Consider the following 19,630-nt stretch of genomic DNA (forward strand, 5'->3'; position numbering starts at 1 on the left):
AAATATACTTGCTGAAATTTTCAATACACTTCCGTATAAATAAGAAACAGGCTCAATGAGTGAGCCTGTTTCTTATTTATGCCTATTATTTCAAATTTACAACCATCCAAATAGCTTAGCTATTGCAAGTCCAGAAGATGAGGTTCTTACCACATCTCCAAACATTCCCCATGTCTTCTTAGCTCTGTCAAAATTTTTATTTTTAATTGCTTCTTGCAATTGAGTAACATCATTCTGTGCATCCTTTTTCTCTTGAGCCTCAGGAAGACCATCAATAAACTTAACTAAATCAGCCATCAAAGCTTGTGATTTCACGAGCGTTTCTTCAGTTACGCCGCTTGTTACATTAGATGTTTGAACTACATCTCGACCACCTTGTCCAATATTTCCATTAATATCTCCATTAAAAGTATTACCACTCATATTGTTTGAACTGTTATACACGGTGGCACAACTTCCTTCCTTCAAAATAAATATTTGCTGTTGTATACCTAAGCCAACCTTGTTCAAGTCATATAATGATGTTGAACCAGAATAACTGCTATTATCAATGGGTCTCACGTGCTCGGGAGTACTGTTAACTTCTTTTTTTTACGAATTGTAAGTACTCAGATGTAAAATTAAAACCTACCCATATTCTTTCAGGATTCGGAATATAGTCAATTCCACATATATGACATCTCCGTTCTATAATCGGCAATTTTTCTGGAGTGTCTACTGAAAAATCACTATCGCCCTCGGGACATTCGACCTCATAATAAACATAAATTTTTTTTCTCTTTGTCTTTGCGGCCTCTGTAAATAAATACTCAGAGACAGCCTTTAAATCAGCTATTCCCGTGTATGTGCAAACAAAGTGAGGAGAGAAAAACTTTTTGTCTTGAACAGCCATTTCCTCTAAAGATTTTTCAAGGATGCCCTCCAATTCAAATTCGTCCATGCTCTCCACCACCTTTCCCTTATTTACTTATAATCATTCTATGCTCCTTCAACGAATTCTTGATCTTCTTCGGATTCGTCCTTAGGAAATTTTATCTGCAAAATGTGTTCAAAAACATGTCTTATAGCTTCCTCGCCCACATTTGAGCGAAACCATAGTCCTTCACCTGTGATGACGTATGATATGCTTTCTTCTTCATAACCAAAAGAGTATGGAAACTTGAACACGAATGTTTTCTTTTTCATCGGTTGATTAGAAAACTCTAACTGATACTGTTCCTGACTTTCCAAATCCTCAACCTGAGTGTTCGCTGTAACTTCTTTTGTGGCATAAACCCCTTCGGTCATTTTATGCTTGGCAGCACGTAACCGAGCGCCTAATGCCAGTGCTAATTGCCTTGCTTGTTCGTCGTTCAATTTTGTAAGCTTGTCCCATACTACTTCTTCTTTAATATCCATGATCTCTAGGACAGCTGTTTTAAAAAGATCATTTTGTGATTGATTTGCACGTACTTCTAAAGCAAAGGGCGAGAAATGTATGACCACGTAGTCCAACACTTGAGGACTTCTAAATACAATTTCATAGTTTTCCAAATATCGTCGTGGAGTGCCTAAGTATGAGAAAGCAAGCACCATTCGATCTGCAAGTTCATGTGCTCTAATCAACTTTGGTTCATGAGTTAATTCAGGCCGTAATCCACCAGCAAAAATGGCACCAGTATATTTTTTTACAAGATGGTCTTTAAAATACTCCTTGTTGTGCCAGTCGGCCGAAATTCCGTTAATCATCATGTGAACGTTTACGGCGGTCGCGCCTGCAAACTTAAACTCAGAAGCTAACCTTCTACCAACCTCTGGAATTTTACTGGCAATAATCTCAGCCATTTCCTCATTGGAGCTTAATTTTACTTCGCTTTCAAGCCCCTCATTTTTTACTATCTGCTTTAACGCTCCGCTCGGCACTTGCATTACTAGTTCATCTTGCAGCCGCATTAACAATGTCCCCCTAATCAATACATTTTATACCAATGTATCATGAGGCTCGTTCCCATGCAACGAAATGATTAGTGCTATACACTTTTAATTGTAACATATGGATGAACTATCGTCTTTATCATTTTAAAATCACTCACACTTAACGATTTAAGTCCCTTATGTGTACATCTGTTTCTTTGCCGACAGTCATTTTATACGGTATCGTCAATTCAAACCGTTCCTTTACCATCACTTGTGGTACGGTTCACCGCGCGCGATCTTAAACGCGCGATACACTTGCTCCACCAGCACGAGCCGCATCAGCTGGTGGGGCAAGGTCATGCGCCCGAACGACAGCTTCAGGTCGGCGCGCGCCAACACCTCGGGGGCTAAGCCCAGCGAGCCCCCGATCACGAACGCCACGTGGCTGCGCCCGTACGTGGCCAGATCCTGCAGCTGCCGCGAGAGCTCCTCGCTCGACAGCGCACGTCCGTCGATGGCTAGCGCCACGACGAACGCATCGCTGCGCAATTGCGCGAGCAATCGCTCGCCTTCGCGATGCTTGACCTGCGCCTCTTCGGCGGCGCTCATCGATTCCGGTGCCTTCTCGTCGGGCACCTCCACCAGGTGCATCTTCGCGTAAGGCCCGAGCCGCTTCACATATTCCGCAATGCCCTGCACCAAGTACGCTTCCTTTAACTTGCCTACGGCCACAATCTGGATGTTCATCCGCCTAATCCACCGCTTTCACGTTTACTATACTTCTAGCTTCCTCGGGTTTTCTAATCTTGTTATCACTGATTTCCTAGGTTGCCCAGTTTACCTGGTATACCTGGTTAGCCTGGTTTTTCCTGGCCCCCTAGTCCCCTGGTCCCCTGGTCCCCCGGTCTCCTACTTTCCCTCGTTTTCCCGCTTTTCTCCCTTTCCCGCTCCCGCCTCACCAACTTCCAGTTCCCTCACTATAACTGCTGCCCCAGCTTCCCTACTCATCCTAATCTCCTCTGCTCTTCCCGGACCCTCCTGCTCTTCCCACGCTCTTCTTCCTACCCATCACCGCATGCACCTTCATTCCCGCTTCCCGTCTTCCCATGCACCCTGCATCCCAACAGCCCCCAAAAAGTTCCACGTGCAACAAAAAAGAAGGTCGACCTTCCGACCCTCTCCCCGTAACTTCCCTATACGACTAAGAACCGCCCCGGACCGGAGCATCGTTCGCAGTGCTCCGGCGCCTGCCATTCGCTGAACTTCACTTGTTCCAAGTCCACGATATCCGGCGCATCCTCATACTCATCCACGAACATATCGATCGCAAGCTCTAAGTGTTCCTTACAAACCACATGCATCCACGAAACCCCTTTTTCTCTTCCCTAATCATACGAGCGCCGCCACAATCATCCCCGCACCCGTATTGAAACTGTATTACTAGTTTACCCCAATCGGGCCCAACTCACAACAGACGAACGCCGGACTCCGGCGAAAATGTCACCCCGCTCCCTGCTTCCCTCTACGTCCCGCACGAAGGAGGAACCCTCCCAAGGCAGAGGGATCAGCTGCCCAAGTCGTCCTTAGCGCTCCTTCAGCTCCTCCAACGTCACCGATACCGTGTACTTCTTGCCGCTGCGGTAATACGTGATCGACAGCTTCTCGCCGACCTTCTTCGCGCTATAAATGTATTTGCGCAGCGACAGCGTGCTGTCAACCGGCTTGCCGTCGAGCTCGACGATAACATCGCTGCTCTTCAGCCCCGCACTCTTCGCCGGTCCGGTCACATCGATGACGAGTACGCCCTGCTTCACGTCCTTGGGCAGCTTCAGCTCTTCCGTCCCCTTGAATGCCTGCAAATCCTGCGTCACGACGCCAATATATGGCCGCTTGATCCGATGCTCCTTAATGAGCGTTTCGATAATCGACTTGGCTTCATTAATCGGGATGGCGAAGCCGAGCCCTTCCACGCCCATGTCCGCTACCTTCAACGTGTTGATGCCGACCACCTTGCCGTCGAGATTGACGAGCGCGCCCCCGCTGTTTCCGTGGTTAATGGCCGCATCCGTTTGAATCACGTCCATCTCCCAGTCGAACTCGCCTTCCCGACCTAGCGAAACCGGGATCGTACGCTTCGGCCAGCTGATAATGCCCTTTGTCACGGTCGGCGCGTAGCCAAGCCCAAGCGGGTTACCGACGGCAATCGCCGTCTCCCCCGGCTGCAGGGCGTCCGAATCGCCGAACTCCGCGATTTCCTTAATCCCGTTGCCTTCCATTTCGAGCACAGCGAGATCGGTAATTTGGTCGCGGCCGACCAAGGTCGCCTTGCGCTTCTCACCCGTCAACGTAATGACATCGAGCTGCGTAAACCCGTCGACAACATGATTGTTCGTAACAACCCGCACCTTATCGCCCGCCCGAGCGAAAATGACGCCCGAACCGAGCCCCATCGGCCCCCGGCCCGGAACTGCAGCGTCCGCTCCCTGCTCGCCTTCCGCAGCGGAGCCCAGAATGCTTACGACGGCCGGCCACACTTTCGCCGCAGCGCCGACCACCATATCGCTCGCCTGACGCTCGCCGGCCATATCCGGCCTCACCGCCCCGCCGGGTGGCGTCACGGCCATAGCGGCGACTGCTTCAGCCTGCGGCTGCGCTTCTCCGGCGTAGAACGCCAGGACGATAGCCAGCGTCACAAAGGCGCCGCCGGCAGCCGGGAGCATCCACACCGGAAGTCCGAACGGACCGCTTCTTGGCAAACGCCACGCTTCCCTGCGGGACATTTTCGTGGAATAAAAATCGTCATCAAATAAACTCACCGTCGCTGCCCCCTTGGTCCGCCAGTGACCTGCTGTGCGGCCCTTCCTGATGGTTACTTCTAAAGTGTACCCGATAATCTAGCACTCTGAAAAACGGAAATACTAGGAATAGTTTCGCCCGAACGAGACTAGAATAGAATCATAACCATTCCTGCTCAGGAAGGATGATTCCAATGACAACGAACCGTATTCATTCCCATCTCGACGAAATCGCGTGGATCGGCAAGCTGGCCGACCTTCAAGACCATCAATACCGCAGCACGCTGCTGCTAAGCGCCCTAATGGAGCTGCTTCAAGAGAAGGGACTCTTAACCTTGCAGGAACTGACCGACAAGGCCCATGCCCTCGAGAAGCAGGATGCGGCCGGCCTTCCCGGCGCCGAATAGCCTCCCCCCCCCTCACCTGACCGCAAGGTCCGCCATAACCGCTGGCGTCCAGAAGCATCTATTCCTCGCCCAGCCGATCCCACGCCGTCGCACGGTCGTGGTACGTATCCATCAGCTTGGGACGGTGGTCATCCGGCGCCAGTCGGTCCTCTACTATGTTATTCACAGTCAGCCTGGCCAAATCCATCAGATTGTGATCACGGCTTAAATGGGCCAAGTAGACCCGTTTCGTCCGCTCTGTCATCACATCCAGCAGCGCATGGCCAGCCGCTTCGTTCGACAAGTGCCCGACGTCGCTGAGGATGCGCCGCTTAATATTCCACGGATATCGGCCCATCCGCAGCATCTCGATGTCGTGATTCGATTCCAGCACGAGCACGTCGCTGTCTTGAATTTTCTCCTTCACCTTCGAGCTCATGTAGCCAAGGTCGGTGGCCACGCTCAATTTCTCTTCCTCGTGATAAAAGCAATACCCGACCGGCTCGGCCGCATCATGCGAGATGCCGTACGATTCCACCTGCAGCGAGCCGAATTCGCGCACCTCGCCGGTTTGCATCACGCACCGGTTCGCCTCCGCGATTTCGCCGATATGGCGGTCAAGCTCAGACCACGTCTTCTCATTTGCATATACAGGCAAATTATATTTCCGCGCCACAGCGCCCAAACCCTTAATATGATCCGCATGCTCATGCGTGACCAGAATAGCGTCGATCTCCGACAGCGACATGTCCCGCTCCTTCATGAGCTGATCGATCTTCTTGGCGCTCAAGCCGGCATCGATCAGCACCTTGCCTTCTTCCGTCGCGACAACCGTCGCATTGCCCGTCGAACCGCTCCCCAGAACCGTAAACCGTATTCCCATTTCCCTGCTCCTAACCCATGTTTGCCAACGTTTCAAGCTTATGATTTTTTATTCTGCGGCGGCTCCACCGCACCGTTAATCGCATGAATGAAATACAAATCGCCATTGCTCAGCGACACCCGCCACGTCGGCACCATATACAAGGTCTGCGAGTTATACACTTGGCCGTGGTACCCGAGCCGTACGCCCGTAATGACCGCCCCCGGCTGCAGATGATTCTCAATGAGGCTCCGCAGCGCAATATACGGCGAGATGACATTCTGCTCCTTCTGACTTCCCTCCGCCTGCACTTCCACGAACCCTTGGCGGTACGCGTTGACAATGCCGTTCTTCTCATACAGCTCGAGCTGCACCTCGAACATCGGCAGCGTACCGTACAGCTGATGGAAGACGTATGTACCGCCTCGGCTCATAGCCGGGTCGAACTGGTACGACTCCGTGTACGCGATGCCGGTTTTGGCCAGCATATCCTTGAACGTGCCCTTGTTGATCAGCGGGTCGAACTTGAACGGCGACGCCAGCGGAATCGGCTGATCCGGCGTATAATGCTCGTCGAACCGCGCCACAATCTCCCGCAGCTTCGGCACTTCCTTCGGAATGTCTGCGGGCACTTGAATATTGTTCAGCTTCAACAGCCGCTGCAGCTCCTCTGCCGCCTGCGCTTCCGGATTTCCCCCAAGTTCCAGCAGATCGGATCGGCTCGTGCCAAGCTGAACCGCCAGAATCACATTCAGCAGCAAAAAGGATAAAATCAGTATCGTCTTGGCCCGGCCCCAATCCATCCGCCTTCCCTCCTCTTCTTAGCGTCAACGTCCGCTACTCCAGAAACTCATACGTGCCGTCGTACAGCTCCATCGCCCACACCGGCATCAATTCGAGCGACTTGTCCGTAATTACAGGCCGATAAGCCGGGAACAAGGCGACGATCTGCGACTTCTTCGTATATTGATCCAGCTTGGCATCGAGCGCCTCGCCGCCAACCAGCTCCAGCTCCCGCCGGGTCACGCTGCGCGTCTCCGGCGTAAGGGTCGAACGCTCGTAGCCGGAGACAATATCCTTTTGCAGCGTAATCTTGATAAACCCGAAATTTTCGTTCCGCGGATTAATCAACGGGTACGCCCCGTAATATTGACGGAACAGGTACGATTGACTGCCCGGCAGCAAACGCTCCGGCACCTTCTGTACGCCATACGTACCATTCCATCCGCCGTGCTGGTTAATGAACTGGACGGCGGCCAGCAGGTTGCCGAGGAAGTCGATTTTGTTGTCCGTAGACGGCGCCACCGGGTCGGAGTAGGTCATCCAGTGCTGTTCGCTCTTTAACTGCAGCCCCCGCTTGGAATCGGTATAAATTTCCGAGCCGTCCCGCTCCATCAAGTTTCGCGTTACCGCCGGGTCGACGAAGAACGTCCGTTTTAACTGATCGACCGTAAGCTGCGTGTAGGGCATCGTATAAGCCGTCATCGGGATCGGCTTTTGCGGCAAATAAAGGCTGCCGTTGAACGGCTTGTACGGAATGGCGGTACCGACCGCACCCAGGAAACGCTCCTCAATATCTTTCGTCGTAAAATCGGCCTTGGTCGCCTCGTATATCAAATTCGTCGTATCCGTAAACAGTATCGTACGTACTTCGTTCTCATTCTGGGCGAAAATCCAAATCCGCGTGATCACATCGTTATCCGGCGGCAAATCGCCCTTGATTTGCATGATGCGCTGCAGCACATTCAGCGGCAGTCCGTCGCGAAACCGGATCTCCACACCGGGCCGCTTGGCCGCAACATCGTCCCAATTCATGCCGAGCGCGCTGAGGTTGTTTTTGCGGAAGCCCTCTAAATTGCGCTGCTTGACCGTATCGAAAATTTCGGTATACGGCTCGGTTTGCGGATAAAATACCGTATGCTGCTGGTTGCCGAGATGAACGACGATATGATCGGGGAACAGCATCTCATCGAGCGACACCTGCGTGCCAAGCATCTCTGTCTTCACATATTCTTCCTGAATGACCGGCTGTTCCGGCTGCGGGTAACTGTAGGCGAGCAGATAGCTTTGCAGCAAGCTTAGCATGACGAGCAGCGTCAGAGCCGCTGTCTTCAATTTCTCCATCATCCGGCTGCCTCCTCTTGCAGGTAAGGGAGTGTGAAGGTCACTTTGGTCCCTTGACCGAGCTCAGAATCAAGCTGAATCGCGCCGCCGTGCGCTTTTACTATTTCCCGGGCAATCGATAGACCGAGTCCCGTCCCGCCCATCGCACGCGAACGGGCCTTGTCCACCCGATAAAACCGTTCGAAAATCCGGTTCAAATCCTTACGCGGAATGCCGATGCCGTCGTCCGACACCGACACCTCGAGACGCTCCCGCTCCGGACAGCCGGCATGAATATGAATGTGTCCGCCCTCCGGGGTATACTTGATCGAATTGGAGATGAGATTGTCGAGCACTTGTTCGATTCTGTCCCGATCGAGCATAATGCTGCGAACGTCCGGCTCCACCTGAATCGTAATCGCAATATTGCGCTGCTCCAGCTGAAACGAGAAGCGATCGGCCACTTCTTCCAGCATGTCCGTCACGTCGGTCAGCTCCTTCGTAATCATGACCTGCCTGGAATCAAGTCTGGACAGCTGCAGCAGATCGTTAACAAGCCGGATCATGCGCTCGGTCTCGTTGTGCGCCACATTGACGAACTTGCCCGCCAGCTGCGGCTCATCAAGCGCCCCGTCCTCGAGCGCTTCCAGGTAGCTTTTAATCGTCGTCAGCGGCGTCCGCAGCTCATGCGAGACGTTGGCTACGAATTCGCGGCGGATTTGCTCCAGCTTCTCCTGCCCCGTCACGTCCTGCAGCACGGCGATCGTACCGGCTGCACCGCGTCCCTTGCTGTGGAGCGTTGTGTAGGTCACGCGTACGAAGAGCGGATCCTCCTCCTCGTGAACGAACTGCAGCGTCGTTGAATGATCCTCGCTCGCCTCCAACTGGCGCACGATGTCCGGCGTAATGCCGAGCAGCTCGGCCAGCGGCATCCCTAGCGTCGTGTCTTCATTGACCTTCAAGATCTGCTTCGCGCGCCGATTAATGACGATCACACGGCCTTGGTCGTCGGAAGCGACCAAACCGTCGTTCATGTTGGATAAGATCGACGCCAGCTTCTCCTTCTCTTCCTCGTTCATCGTAAGAGCTTCCTGCAGCCGCTCCATCATGAAGTTAAACGTCTGTCCGAGCTGTCCGAGCTCGTCCTGCCCCATAATGCGCACCTTCTCGTCGAATCGCCCGTCCGCCACCGCGGTTGCTTGCTTCGTCAGCGCCTTGATCGGATTCGTGATCGTGGCCGACAGGATGACGCCGAGCACCGCCGTCAACCCGAGCGCGATTAACGTCCCGGAGATGAAAAACCGGGTAATCCGGTTCATCGTGTTATAAACCTCTTCCATCGAGGCGATAATGTAAACCGCGCCATAGATTTTGGCGCCCGAACCGATCGGCTTTGCAATGACCAGCTTACGCGCGCCGTCAAGATCCGTAAACATGCGCTGGTTGTCCTTAATGCCCTGCAGCGCCCGCGTCACTTCCGTTTGCGTGTTTTTACTCCCCACGACGGATTGGTTGTCTTCGTGCGACGTCGTCAGCACCACGCCATTCGCATCGATCACTTGAATCTCCGCTTGTCCGCTCGCGAACAAGCTGTTCACCACCTGATTCAAGTCCGCATACGTTCGCTTCGGTTCCCTGTCGCTTGCCTTGCCGGCCTCCTGATTCTGACTCTCCAACAAATACCCTTCGGCATATTGAGCCAGCAGCAGCGCCTGCGCGTTACGGTTATCGATAAAATCCTTCTTCAGCGACCCTTCCAGCGTCTGGATAAAATAAACCCCGATCAGCTGCATCGCAATCAGGATCAACAGCACGTAGATAATAATCAGCTTCGCCTGAATGGATTGAAAAAAACGGATGCTCTTCATCGGCCGCAGCACCGTCCGTCCACGTTTAATACCCGCCTGCGCCGGACTTCGAGTTCCGCATCATATAACCGAGCCCCCGGCGGGTGATGATATATTCCGGCCGGCTCGGGTCATCCTCCAGCTTCTCCCGCAGCCGACGAATCGTAACATCGACCGTTCGTACGTCGCCGAAGTATTCGAACCCCCAGACCGCTTGCAGCAAATGCTCGCGCGTCATCACTTTGCCGCTGTTGCGGGCCAAGTACTGCACGAGCTCGAATTCCCGGTGGGTCAGGTCGAGCGGCACTTCATCTTTATAAACGACATACATGTCGGTATCGATAAACAAGCTTTGGATACGCAGCCCTTGACGGACCGCCTCCTCAGGGGCATTGGCGCTAACCATCGCCGCCTTCTGCTGTCTACGTAGATGCGCCTTCACCCGGGCCAACAGCTCGCGCGTGCCGAACGGCTTCGTCACATAGTCGTCGGCTCCGAGCTCCAGACCGAGCACTTTATCGATTTCGTTGTCTTTGGCTGTCAGCATAATGATCGGCGTGTTCAGCTTCGCCCGCACATCGCGGCATACGTCCATGCCATCCTTCACCGGCAGCATCAAGTCAAGCAGAATCAAGTCCGGTTCCTCCGAATAGGCCAATTCCACCGCGGTGCCTCCGTCATAAGCGAGAATTACCTCATGACCTTCCTTTTCCAGGTTAAACTTCAAAATATCGGCAATCGGCTGCTCGTCGTCAACCACCAGTATTTTCGCCATCGAATCCTTCACCGCCTGTCTCATGCGATCTTGTTGAGCTAGGTATCTATTCTACCTATTTTAGCATAACTCTAAGCAAAAAGAGACATGGAGGCGCAGTATTTCCTGCACCTTCCATGCCCCCGATTTCTGTCTAGTCGCAACTTTCCCCCACTAACGGTTCAAAAACTTCAGCGGATTTTGCGGCGATTCATTCTTCTGAATTTCAAAATGCAAATGGACCCCGGTCGAATCTCCCGTACTGCCCATAATGCCGATTTTTTCGCCCTTCTCGACAATCGCGCCCTTGGTGACTAACAATTTGCTCATATGGCCATACAAGGTACGGTATCCGTTCAAATGATCGATAATAATATAATTGCCGTAATCGCTCTTCGTGCCGGCCGCCACGACTTTGCCGTTATCCGCCGCCAGAATGTTCTTATTTCCCGTAATATCGATTCCTTTGTGGAAAGCGCCCCACCGGGTACCGAATGTGCTCGTGATTGAAGCGGAAACGACCGGCCAGGCAAACTTGCCCGTACCCTCGCCTTTAATGACTTTCGTTCCCCGTCTAACGACCGCTTTGACCGGATTTTGTACAATATCCTCGCTAAGAACCTCTTCCTCTTCCAGCATGCCGTTCACCTTGGTGAGCTGCACGGTTACTTTCTTCATCCCGTTCCTGCCGGCAGCTATCGTCTCGGTTATACCGAGCTTCATACTATCGTCCTGCACATATTCCGTTTCGTACTGAATCTCTTGATTTTCAACGACTTTCTCCACCGTACGCACGGCCAGCGTCGGCTGCAGCACCGTCAGGTCGAGCTGCTGGCCTACCTTGATCATATCGTTCGAAATCGTAGGGTTATTCTGATAAATAACCTGCTTCGGAATATTCAGCTTCTTCGCAATGCAGGAGACGCAGTCGCCTTCCTCCACCGTATATTTCGTCGGCTGCACGTCGCCGGTTTCCAGCTTCTTTCGAAGCTCGTCGGGAGGGGTTAGCTCATCCGGATCGATCTTGATCTCCTTCAGGTCCACCTGCTGCACGAAATCGGCCTTCAGCAGCTCCGTTTGCACCGGAGCCTGTTTCGCATCAGCCGATAGTATGCCGACTTTGCCGGACTCTTTCTTCTGGCTAAGCGCGCTGACGGCGTTCGCTTTCAACTGTTCCAGCAGCTGCTTGGCCGCCGCTTCGTCCTTCAACACCCCCATCGGCTTGCCGTCCACCAACAGCTGTACGCCGACTGGATACGCCGTGAAATAGGGATTCAATCGATCCAGCGCCGCCTGATCGTCGGGCTGTTTGTTGAAAGCCTTTTCACGCTTTAATTCAATCCTAGGCTCGTTGACGACAACTCTGACATCCGATGTCATCTTCGTCAACTGATCTCGCTTCGCTTGCTTGAATTGTTCGACCTTGGCCGGATCGGAGACAGCCCCGACCGAATCCCCGTTCGCATATACTTCATAGTAATCAACCACACTGGCTTGTACGTACTGATGTCCGCTCCAGACCACCGCGATCATGAATCCGAAAGCAGCGGCCGACTTGACGACCAACCATTTATGTAGACGGATGCGTTCTTTTATCGTAACGTGCGTTTGCTTGGCGTCGTGATCCATTGGTTTCGTCCTAGAGTCCTCAGTCAAGCTGCTTGACCGACTCCCGGAGCCCTTTGTCCGAAGCTTGTCCAAAAGGTTCTTGAACCGATCCTTTCCCTTGAAAACTGTCATCTTTTTCTCCTTTTAAGCCGTTTTTTGCCGCATTCGAACCATCGTCGCTTTCTTTGCCCTGAAGAGCCGGAAAGCGCCGTACTCCCTTTAAGAGAACCTATACCCTGGTATCTCTGAACAAATACTGTTCTCGGGACTCTCTAGTTGACAATCGGCGCGTGAACTTCAAACCGCACCGCTTCAACTTAGGTTTGCTTACGACCTGCACATAAAAACACCTAAAATTGGAACAATAACCATATCCATATTAACAACACTAATAAATTTACCACAAGGACTCTACCTTTTTCAACAAAACTGCATACTATGTCAATTTTCAAGAGGGAATCATGGCAGGAGTGTGAAGGTAAGCGATGGAAACTTTAACAGCGGCGTTCCGCAGCCGGAGCGAGATGGAGCAAGCGGCGGACGCGCTTCGCAAGCAAGGCGTCATCCATCTTATGATGTGCCCGAACGGTGCCGGGAGCGATCATGCGTACCCGGAATGGGCCGGAGACTCCTTTCAATCCGGCCTCTCCGGCGGGCAAGACGAGGGGCTCTTGCAGCTCCTTGTCGAATCGTCACGACGAAGACAGGCCGAAGATACCATCAGCCGCTTCGGTGGAATCCTGTAAGAACGGCATAACGAAGAAAAACGCCCTGACGCTTTTCAAGAAGCGGTCAGGGCGTCTGTATGAGGGCCAGCAAATCGCGGTATTCCTCGGGTTTCAAATGCTTTTGCAGCAGCTGTTCCAGCTCCTTGATTTCGGCTGCGGTCAAGCCGTCCTCCATGAGCTGCGAAATCGTCTGCATGTCCTGCTGAGGAATGCGCGAAACAAGCAGCGAGAATACTTTGGCCTTATCCGCCTCCGACAGCTGCTCCTTCTTCTTCGTGAACTCCTCGCTCGACACGACGACTTTCCGGTCTTCCGCAGCGCCAGATTCGTCTCCGGACACGCCCTCCAGCTCCTTGACCGATTGCTGTCCCCAAACCGCAACCGCATCCTCCGGTACCCGGTAAGGATCGGTCCGTTCCGCTTTGCCGGCGCTAGGTAAACCGGATTGGTTCTCCTTCGAGCCCGTTTCCGTCGAATCCGGGTTCACGTTCGCCGATACGGCCGCATCCTTGGGCTCATCCACAGCCATCTCGTTCGTTCCGCCGCCCGCGCCGAACCCCACGGTTGTCGTGAACCGGTTGAAGAACGACCCCCACCCTATCTTCGCCGTCGCCGGACGCTGGATGTGCAGCTGCTCCAGCACCAGATCGACATACGTGTTTACGGCCATAAACGTTAATGCCACACAGCATATGGAGGTCACCGCAGCCGTAACCGCCAATTTCATCAACCACTTTAACCCTTTCAATTCAGCTCACTCCCATTCGCGCCCATAGCAGGTCTCTAAGCTCTAGTATTGACCTTTTTCTGGGAAACCAACCGGATTGCGTACAGAAACTGAGCTGTTGAACCTCTCCTGTTTTTCTAAGAAAGATAACATCCTCTGGTCGTGGGGCGGAAATCGAGGCGACAACCGAATAGATCGAGATAAAAAACAAAGGAACGGGCCGCTATTCGCCCGTTCCTTCTTCGACTTAATAAATCGGGGTAACCAGGTTCGTTTGCTCCCGGTTGCGGCCTACAGAGAAGATCGCGATCGGGATGCCGGTCAGCTCGGAAACACGCTCGATGTAACGGCGCGCATTCGTCGGCAGTTCATCCAAGCTGCGTACGGCGGACAAGTCTTCGTTCCAGCCCGGCAGCTCTTCGTATACCGCTTCGCATTCCGCCAGCATCTTCAGACTGGCCGGGTAATGCTCGATCACCTCGCCGCGGTATTTGTACGCCGTACAAATTTTCACCGTTTCAAGTCCAGCCAGCACATCCAGCGAGTTCAAGGACAAGCCGGTGATGCCGCTCACCCGGCGCGCATGACGCACGACGACGCTGTCGAACCAGCCGACGCGACGCGGACGGCCGGTTACCGTGCCGTATTCATGGCCCTTCTCGCGAATCCAGTCGCCGATCTCGTTGTTCAGCTCTGTCGGGAAAGGACCGTCGCCGACGCGAGTCGTGTACGATTTCGCCACGCCGATAACTTGATGAATCTTGGTCGGACCGACACCGGAACCGATACATACGCCGCCTGCCGACGGATTGGACGAAGTCACGAACGGATATGTGCCTTGGTCGATGTCGAGCATAACGCCTTGGGCGCCCTCGAACAGCACCTTCTTGTCGGCGTCGATCAAATCGTTCAGCACGACGGAGGTGTCCGTGACGTACGGACGCAGCTTCTCGGCGTAGCCGAGATACTCCTGGACGATCGAATCGGCATCGAGGCCTTTGGAGCCGTAAACTTGTTCGATCAATACATTTTTCTCCGCAACGAGAAGGCGAACCTTGCGTTCGAATTCCTCCGCATCGAGCAGATCCGCGATCCGGATGCCGTTCCGCGCCGCTTTATCCATATAACATGGGCCGATCCCTTTACGGGTCGTTCCAATTTTATTATCGCCCTTGCGCTCTTCTTCCAGACCGTCAAGCAGCAGGTGGTAGGGCATAATCACATGCGCACGATCGCTGAGGCGCAAGTTTTTCGTTGAGAACCCATTATCATGAATATATTGAATTTCCTCGAGCAGCGCGCCCGGGTTAATCACCATGCCATTGCCGATTACGCAAACTTTATCTTGATAAAAAATACCCGACGGAATCATCGTCAACTTATATTTCTTATCGTTAATAATAATCGTATGCCCCGCGTTGTTACCGCCTTGGTAACGAGCTACGACCTCTGCAGATTCTGCCAGAAAATCGGTAATTTTTCCTTTTCCTTCGTCTCCCCATTGGGTTCCGACAACCACTACCGTTGACATTCGCACTACCCCCGTGAGGTGGAAACCACCTATGATTTGCCCTGAAGGCGCATGACACCATGACTAGTTTAGCAGTACACTAAACCAAAGTCAATAAAAACGAACGATTTCGTATACTCGGAATACAACGTTCGGAAAATGTTCACCAAGCAGCCAACAGTTCATACTCCTGCCTGCTCCTATTCGGCTTCAGACCGCATCATGCCGGTTTACGGCTTGGGCCTTTGAACCCCAGTGGACGCCGAATAGCGCCGCGGACGGCAAAAAAGCCCCGGCTGTCGCCGAGGCCAATACGCATCGTTCGCCTTTACTCCCGCAAGCATACGACGAAAGGCGCGCATTAATACGCCACCGCCGGTTCTTGATGCGAACGGTCCAGGTTGACGAACTTGTTGAAGTTTTTCAGGAACGCCAGCTCGACCGTCCCGACCGGGCCGTTCCGCTGCTTGGCGATAATGATCTCGATGATGTTCTTCTTCTCCGACTCTTTGTCGTAGTAATCGTCCCGGTACAAGAACGCGACGATATCGGCATCCTGCTCGATCGAACCGGATTCCCGCAAGTCCGACATCATCGGACGCTTGTCCTGCCGCTGTTCCACGCCCCGGCTAAGCTGCGAGAGCGCGATAACCGGCACGTTCAGCTCACGCGCAATTTGCTTCAGCGTACGCGAAATTTCCGAAACTTCCTGCTGCCGGTTGTCGCCCTTGCCTCGGCCATGGATCAGCTGCAAGTAGTCGATCAGGATCATGCCGAGCCCTTTCTCCTTCTTGAGCCGTCTGCATTTGGCCCGAATGTCGGCCACCGTCACCGACGGCGAATCGTCGATGTAGATATTCGCCTCGGATAGTGAGCCGATCGCCATCGTCAGCTTCTCCCAATCTTCCGGCTCCAGGAAGCCTGTCCGCAGCCGGCCGGCGTCCACGTTCGCCTCGGCGCAAATCATCCGCTGTACGAGCTGGGCCGCCCCCATCTCGAGACTGAAGATGGCGACGGTCTCTTTCTCGCGGACGCCGATATTTTGCGCAATATTGAGCGCGAACGCCGTCTTACCTACAGAAGGACGGGCTGCTACGATAATCAAGTCGGAGCGTTGGAAGCCGGACGTCATCTTATCCAGGTCGACGAACCCCGATTTGACCCCGGTCGTACTGCCCTTCTGATTGAACAACGTTTCAACCTTATCGAACACTTCCATCAGCACGTCTTTGATAGCAATGAAACCCGAACCCGAACGGGCCTGGGAAATTTCCATGATACGCGCTTCGGCGTCGCTGAGCAGCATGCCGACTTCATCTTGTCCCGCGTAACCGTTCGAGACAATCTGCGTCGCAGCGCGAATCAAACGGCGAAGCATCGACTTCTCTTCGACGATCTGCGCGTAATAATCTACGTTAGCCGCCGTCGGCACCGCATTGGCGAGCTCCGACAAATAAGTGATTCCGCCCACTTCTTCCAGCTGCTGCTTATCCTGCAGCCGGGCCGTCAGCGTGACCAGGTCAACCGGCTCGTTCGCCTCGGCAATCTCGATCATCGCTTCATAGATGAGCTGGTGCGCGCCGCGATAGAAGTCTTCGTCCCTCACCCGCTCCATGGCCGTTACAAGCGCGTCCCCGTCAAGCAAAATCGCGCCGAGCACCGCCTGCTCGGCTTCCAGATTTTGCGGAGGTATGCGATCCATAAACAGATTCTCGTTCATCCGATGGTGTCCTCCCGTTTCCCATGCTTACCCAGGGGCAAGGAGCGGTGCCCTAGCCAGAGCCAGGGCTGGCGTTCCTCTCCCCTTAACGACAAAGAGCCGGCCCTATTGCACCGGCTCGCATTACGCGCAAATGCCGCCGGGGGCGGCCGTCCGTCGCTTCTCTAACGATCGACCACACTCCCGAACCAGCTAACACCCCATACCGTTTCCCCTACGGTACGACGCTTACTCTTCGGTCACGTGCACCTTCAGCTTCCCGGTTACTTCCGGGTGCAGCTTCACGACTACTTCCGTGACGCCGAGCGTACGGATGGGGTCGTCCATCACGATCTTGCGCTTGTCTACTTTGATGCCGAGCTTCTCAAGACCTTCCGCCACCTGCTTGTTGGACACGGCGCCGAACAAGCGGCCGTCCGTGCCCGATTTCGCTTTCAATTGCACGGTAAGCTCGCCGAGTTTCCGGCCGAGCTCTTGAGCGTCGGCCTTCTCCTGCGCCTTTTTACGTTCTTCCGCTTTCTTCTGCTGATCCAGCACCTTCACAGCTGAATCGCTGGCCGGCGCCGCCAAATTTTGTTTAAATAAAAAATTAGTCGCATAGCCCTCGGAAACTTCTTTGATATCGCCTGTGTGCCTTGGCCCTTAACATCTTTCAGTAAAATGACCTTCATTCGAAAAGCCCCTCCTCCGCGTGCATCTGATTTAAAATTTGCTTCAACCGCTGTGTGGCTTCCGCCACCGTGCCTTCCAATTGCGTAGCCGCGTTGGTCAAATGACCGCCGCCGCCCATCCGTTCCATCACGAGCTGTACATTCATCTGTCCGAGCGAACGGGCGCTGATGCCGATCAAGCCGTCCGGACGCTCGCTGATAACAAATGAAGCCATAATTCCCGTCATAGTTAACAATGTATCAGCAACTTGGGCAATGATCAACTGAGAATATTTACGTCCGGGCTCCGTGACGGCAAGCGCAACATGGTCGAAGATGACCACCGCATTCTTAATAATTTCGGACTTCTTAATATAGTGATCCAAATCTTCCTTCAACAGCCGTTGGATCAACGAGGAATCGGCCCCGTTCCGCCGCAAGTAAGAAGCCGCCTCGAACGTACGTGCGCCCGTCCGCAAGCTGAAGCTCTTCGTATCCACCACGATACCGGCGAGCAGCGCCGTCGCCTCCAACACGCCCATCGTAAGACGCTCATCAAAATAAGGCAGCAGCTCGGTCACAAGCTCGCACGTTGAGGATGCGTAAGGCTCCATATAGACGAGCGTCGCATCCTGGATGAACTCCTCGCTCCGGCGATGGTGATCGATGACCACTTTGCGCTGCGTCAACTGCAGCACCCTCGGCTCCGACGTCATCGTCGCCCGATGCGTATCGACGATAACCGCGAGCGACCGCGAAGTCGTGATCTGAATCGCCTGCTCCGGCGTAATAAACCAGCGGTTCAGCTTCTCGTCCTCATAGATCGCCTCCATCAGCTTCAGGATAGATGGATTGACGCCCTCAATCACGATATACCCTTCCTTATTGCTGACGTGCGCCATCTTCAGCACCCCGATCGCCGCCCCGATCGAGTCCATATCGGGCATCTTATGGCCCATGATGATCACGTTGTCGCTTTCCTTGATCAGATCGCGAAGCGCATGGGAGATCACCCTTGCCCGTACCCGCGTCCGCTTCTCGATCGCATTCGTACGTCCGCCGTAGAACGACAGCCGTTCCCCGACCTTCACCGCCGCCTGATCGCCGCCGCGGCCAAGCGCCATGTCAAGGCTCGTTTGCGTCCATAAACCGAGCTCGATGAGCGACCCCGCTCCCGACGCGATGCCGATGCTAAGCGTCATCGGCAGCTTGTTCTCGATGGTGATGTCCCGTACCTCGTCCAATATTTCAAATCGCGACTGTTCGAGCTTTTTTAACCCTTTATGATCCGCCACCAGGAAGTATCGATCGGAAGCCGTACGGCGGATGTAGATCTGATGCTTTTGCGCCCATTCGGTAATTTCCCCCGTCACTTTGGCCATCATAATGCTGCGCGTCTGGTCGTCCAGGCCCTGTGTCGCTTCGTCGAGATTATCCATCATGACGATGCCCATGGCGATCTGATCCTCTTCGTTGCGCAGCTGAAGCGTACGAAGAATCGTGATGTCCGTGAAATAAAGCAACCGCTCCTCCGGCTTGATCTGAACCTCATAAATATGCTTGTCGAGAGTCAGCTCCAGCTTCAGTTCCTTTTCCTTGCGGTTCTTCAGCCCGGGAAATTGCTCCAGCAGCGGCTCCCCGATCAGCGTATCCTTGCCGAGCATTCTGGCAACGAACGGATTATGCCATTCGATCGTCTTCTCTTCGTTGTACAGCAAGATGCCGACCGGCAGCTCGTGAATGACATCGCTCCCCGCCTTCTTCACCCGATGGGACAGCGTGCTCACGTAATGCGTTAAATCCTGGCGAAACGCTCGTTCCGCCCGAAACGTGTAGTAGGCCAGAACGCCGCATACAACCAGGGCAACCACCCCAAGCTGCCAAACAAAGCAAGATATAGTGAGAATCAGAACAAGCAGCAGGGCAAATAGCCAATATACATGCATACCGTGCCATCGTTTCAACAGGAACTTCGGCATTTCATTCGCTCCAATCATGAATAATCGCACACGGCTGAGTTCTCCGCAGCCGAAGGCGACGCCGA

At 53.6% G+C, this 19,630-nt stretch carries 18 protein-coding genes and 1 pseudogene; 2 read left to right on the forward strand and 17 right to left on the reverse strand.

Going from position 1 to position 19,630, the window contains the following annotated elements; translation table 11 throughout:
* Positions 1-96: 96 nt before the first annotated feature.
* The 6 genes from JMF85_RS04375 to JMF85_RS04400 all read right to left on the reverse strand — a co-directional run bounded on the left by JMF85_RS04375 (position 97) and on the right by JMF85_RS04400 (position 4,712).
* A complete protein-coding gene (locus tag JMF85_RS04375; RefSeq protein ID WP_127605302.1) occupies positions 97-561 on the reverse strand; it encodes a hypothetical protein in 465 nt (154 codons plus the stop codon).
* 16 nt (positions 562-577) lie between these two features.
* Complete coding sequence (locus JMF85_RS04380) at positions 578-940, reverse strand: hypothetical protein (RefSeq protein WP_201317825.1); 363 nt, start codon at positions 938-940, stop codon at positions 578-580.
* A gap of 38 nt (positions 941-978) precedes the next feature.
* Positions 979-1,932 carry a hypothetical protein gene (locus JMF85_RS04385; RefSeq protein WP_127605306.1) on the reverse strand — a complete coding sequence of 318 codons (954 nt, stop codon included), beginning with the start codon at positions 1,930-1,932 and terminating at the stop codon, positions 979-981.
* A 231-nt stretch (positions 1,933-2,163) separates the two neighbouring features.
* The gene (rlmH, locus tag JMF85_RS04390) at positions 2,164-2,643 is read right to left on the reverse strand and encodes a 23S rRNA (pseudouridine(1915)-N(3))-methyltransferase RlmH (RefSeq protein ID WP_054796120.1); all 480 of its coding nucleotides are present in this window, start codon (positions 2,641-2,643) and stop codon (positions 2,164-2,166) included.
* A gap of 446 nt (positions 2,644-3,089) precedes the next feature.
* Positions 3,090-3,257, reverse strand: a complete 168-nt coding sequence (locus tag JMF85_RS04395; protein WP_127605308.1) for a CxxH/CxxC protein — start codon at positions 3,255-3,257, stop codon at positions 3,090-3,092.
* Between the two features lie 222 nt (positions 3,258-3,479).
* A complete protein-coding gene (locus JMF85_RS04400) occupies positions 3,480-4,712 on the reverse strand; it encodes a S1C family serine protease (protein ID WP_236595736.1) in 1,233 nt (410 codons plus the stop codon).
* Between the two features lie 173 nt (positions 4,713-4,885).
* Between JMF85_RS04400 and JMF85_RS04405 the strand changes: the two genes are divergently transcribed.
* Complete coding sequence (locus JMF85_RS04405; protein WP_127605310.1) at positions 4,886-5,098, forward strand: hypothetical protein; 213 nt, start codon at positions 4,886-4,888, stop codon at positions 5,096-5,098.
* 58 nt (positions 5,099-5,156) lie between these two features.
* On the opposite strand, the gene JMF85_RS04410 is transcribed toward JMF85_RS04405, so the two are convergent.
* From JMF85_RS04410 to JMF85_RS04435, 6 genes are all read right to left on the reverse strand, one after another.
* Positions 5,157-5,960 (reverse strand): MBL fold metallo-hydrolase, encoded by an 804-nt coding sequence (locus JMF85_RS04410; protein ID WP_127605312.1) that lies wholly within the window; start codon positions 5,958-5,960, stop codon positions 5,157-5,159.
* Positions 5,961-5,998: 38 nt separating this feature from the next.
* Entirely contained in the window at positions 5,999-6,742 is a 744-nt protein-coding gene (gene yycI / locus JMF85_RS04415) for a two-component system regulatory protein YycI (RefSeq protein WP_127605314.1), read from the reverse strand.
* 34 nt (positions 6,743-6,776) lie between these two features.
* On the reverse strand, positions 6,777-8,066 hold the full coding sequence (locus JMF85_RS04420; protein WP_127605316.1) for a YycH family regulatory protein: 1,290 nt from the start codon (positions 8,064-8,066) through the stop codon (positions 6,777-6,779).
* Entirely contained in the window at positions 8,063-9,910 is a 1,848-nt protein-coding gene (walK, locus tag JMF85_RS04425) for a cell wall metabolism sensor histidine kinase WalK (protein ID WP_127605318.1), read from the reverse strand. The genes JMF85_RS04420 and walK overlap by 4 nt, the downstream gene beginning before the upstream one ends.
* Before the next feature lie 25 nt (positions 9,911-9,935).
* Positions 9,936-10,664: a response regulator YycF gene (yycF, locus tag JMF85_RS04430; protein ID WP_054796117.1), complete on the reverse strand. Its 729-nt coding sequence runs from the start codon at positions 10,662-10,664 to the stop codon at positions 9,936-9,938.
* A gap of 153 nt (positions 10,665-10,817) precedes the next feature.
* Complete coding sequence (locus JMF85_RS04435; protein WP_236595737.1) at positions 10,818-12,272, reverse strand: peptidoglycan DD-metalloendopeptidase family protein; 1,455 nt, start codon at positions 12,270-12,272, stop codon at positions 10,818-10,820.
* A 464-nt stretch (positions 12,273-12,736) separates the two neighbouring features.
* Between JMF85_RS04435 and JMF85_RS04440 the strand changes: the two genes are divergently transcribed.
* A complete protein-coding gene (locus tag JMF85_RS04440; RefSeq protein WP_054796116.1) occupies positions 12,737-12,997 on the forward strand; it encodes a hypothetical protein in 261 nt (86 codons plus the stop codon).
* A 46-nt stretch (positions 12,998-13,043) separates the two neighbouring features.
* Here JMF85_RS04440 and JMF85_RS04445 read toward each other — a convergent pair whose 3' ends face one another.
* From JMF85_RS04445 to JMF85_RS04465, 5 genes and pseudogenes are all read right to left on the reverse strand, one after another.
* The gene (locus JMF85_RS04445; RefSeq protein ID WP_141336452.1) at positions 13,044-13,727 is read right to left on the reverse strand and encodes a hypothetical protein; all 684 of its coding nucleotides are present in this window, start codon (positions 13,725-13,727) and stop codon (positions 13,044-13,046) included.
* A gap of 226 nt (positions 13,728-13,953) precedes the next feature.
* The gene (locus JMF85_RS04450) at positions 13,954-15,237 is read right to left on the reverse strand and encodes an adenylosuccinate synthase (protein WP_127605324.1); all 1,284 of its coding nucleotides are present in this window, start codon (positions 15,235-15,237) and stop codon (positions 13,954-13,956) included.
* Positions 15,238-15,577: 340 nt separating this feature from the next.
* The gene (gene dnaB / locus JMF85_RS04455) at positions 15,578-16,936 is read right to left on the reverse strand and encodes a replicative DNA helicase (RefSeq protein ID WP_054796114.1); all 1,359 of its coding nucleotides are present in this window, start codon (positions 16,934-16,936) and stop codon (positions 15,578-15,580) included.
* Between the two features lie 228 nt (positions 16,937-17,164).
* Positions 17,165-17,607: pseudogene (gene rplI / locus JMF85_RS04460) on the reverse strand (50S ribosomal protein L9).
* Complete coding sequence (locus tag JMF85_RS04465) at positions 17,604-19,565, reverse strand: DHH family phosphoesterase (protein WP_155615367.1); 1,962 nt, start codon at positions 19,563-19,565, stop codon at positions 17,604-17,606. Before JMF85_RS04465 ends, rplI begins: the two are co-directional and overlap by 4 nt.
* Positions 19,566-19,630: the final 65 nt, after the last annotated feature.

Origin of the sequence: Paenibacillus sp. EPM92, from assembly GCF_016586185.1 — a bacterium.
Taxonomy (GTDB): Bacteria; Bacillota; Bacilli; order Paenibacillales; family NBRC-103111; genus Paenibacillus_G; species Paenibacillus_G validus.

Coding starts and splice junctions, on each gene's coding strand:
- JMF85_RS04380 (WP_201317825.1), bottom strand. CDS start 940: ATGGACGAATTTGAATTGGAGGGCATCCTTGAAAAATCTTTAGAGGAA.
- JMF85_RS04385 (WP_127605306.1), bottom strand. CDS start 1,932: ATGCGGCTGCAAGATGAACTAGTAATGCAAGTGCCGAGCGGAGCGTTA.
- rlmH (WP_054796120.1), bottom strand. CDS start 2,643: ATGAACATCCAGATTGTGGCCGTAGGCAAGTTAAAGGAAGCGTACTTG.
- JMF85_RS04395 (WP_127605308.1), bottom strand. CDS start 3,257: ATGCATGTGGTTTGTAAGGAACACTTAGAGCTTGCGATCGATATGTTC.
- JMF85_RS04405 (WP_127605310.1), top strand. CDS start 4,886: ATGACAACGAACCGTATTCATTCCCATCTCGACGAAATCGCGTGGATC.
- JMF85_RS04410 (WP_127605312.1), bottom strand. CDS start 5,960: ATGGGAATACGGTTTACGGTTCTGGGGAGCGGTTCGACGGGCAATGCG.
- yycI (WP_127605314.1), bottom strand. CDS start 6,742: ATGGATTGGGGCCGGGCCAAGACGATACTGATTTTATCCTTTTTGCTG.
- JMF85_RS04420 (WP_127605316.1), bottom strand. CDS start 8,066: ATGATGGAGAAATTGAAGACAGCGGCTCTGACGCTGCTCGTCATGCTA.
- walK (WP_127605318.1), bottom strand. CDS start 9,910: ATGAAGAGCATCCGTTTTTTTCAATCCATTCAGGCGAAGCTGATTATT.
- yycF (WP_054796117.1), bottom strand. CDS start 10,664: ATGGCGAAAATACTGGTGGTTGACGACGAGCAGCCGATTGCCGATATT.
- JMF85_RS04435 (WP_236595737.1), bottom strand. CDS start 12,272: ATGGATCACGACGCCAAGCAAACGCACGTTACGATAAAAGAACGCATC.
- JMF85_RS04440 (WP_054796116.1), top strand. CDS start 12,737: ATGGAAACTTTAACAGCGGCGTTCCGCAGCCGGAGCGAGATGGAGCAA.
- JMF85_RS04450 (WP_127605324.1), bottom strand. CDS start 15,237: ATGTCAACGGTAGTGGTTGTCGGAACCCAATGGGGAGACGAAGGAAAA.
- dnaB (WP_054796114.1), bottom strand. CDS start 16,936: ATGAACGAGAATCTGTTTATGGATCGCATACCTCCGCAAAATCTGGAA.
- JMF85_RS04465 (WP_155615367.1), bottom strand. CDS start 19,565: ATGCCGAAGTTCCTGTTGAAACGATGGCACGGTATGCATGTATATTGG.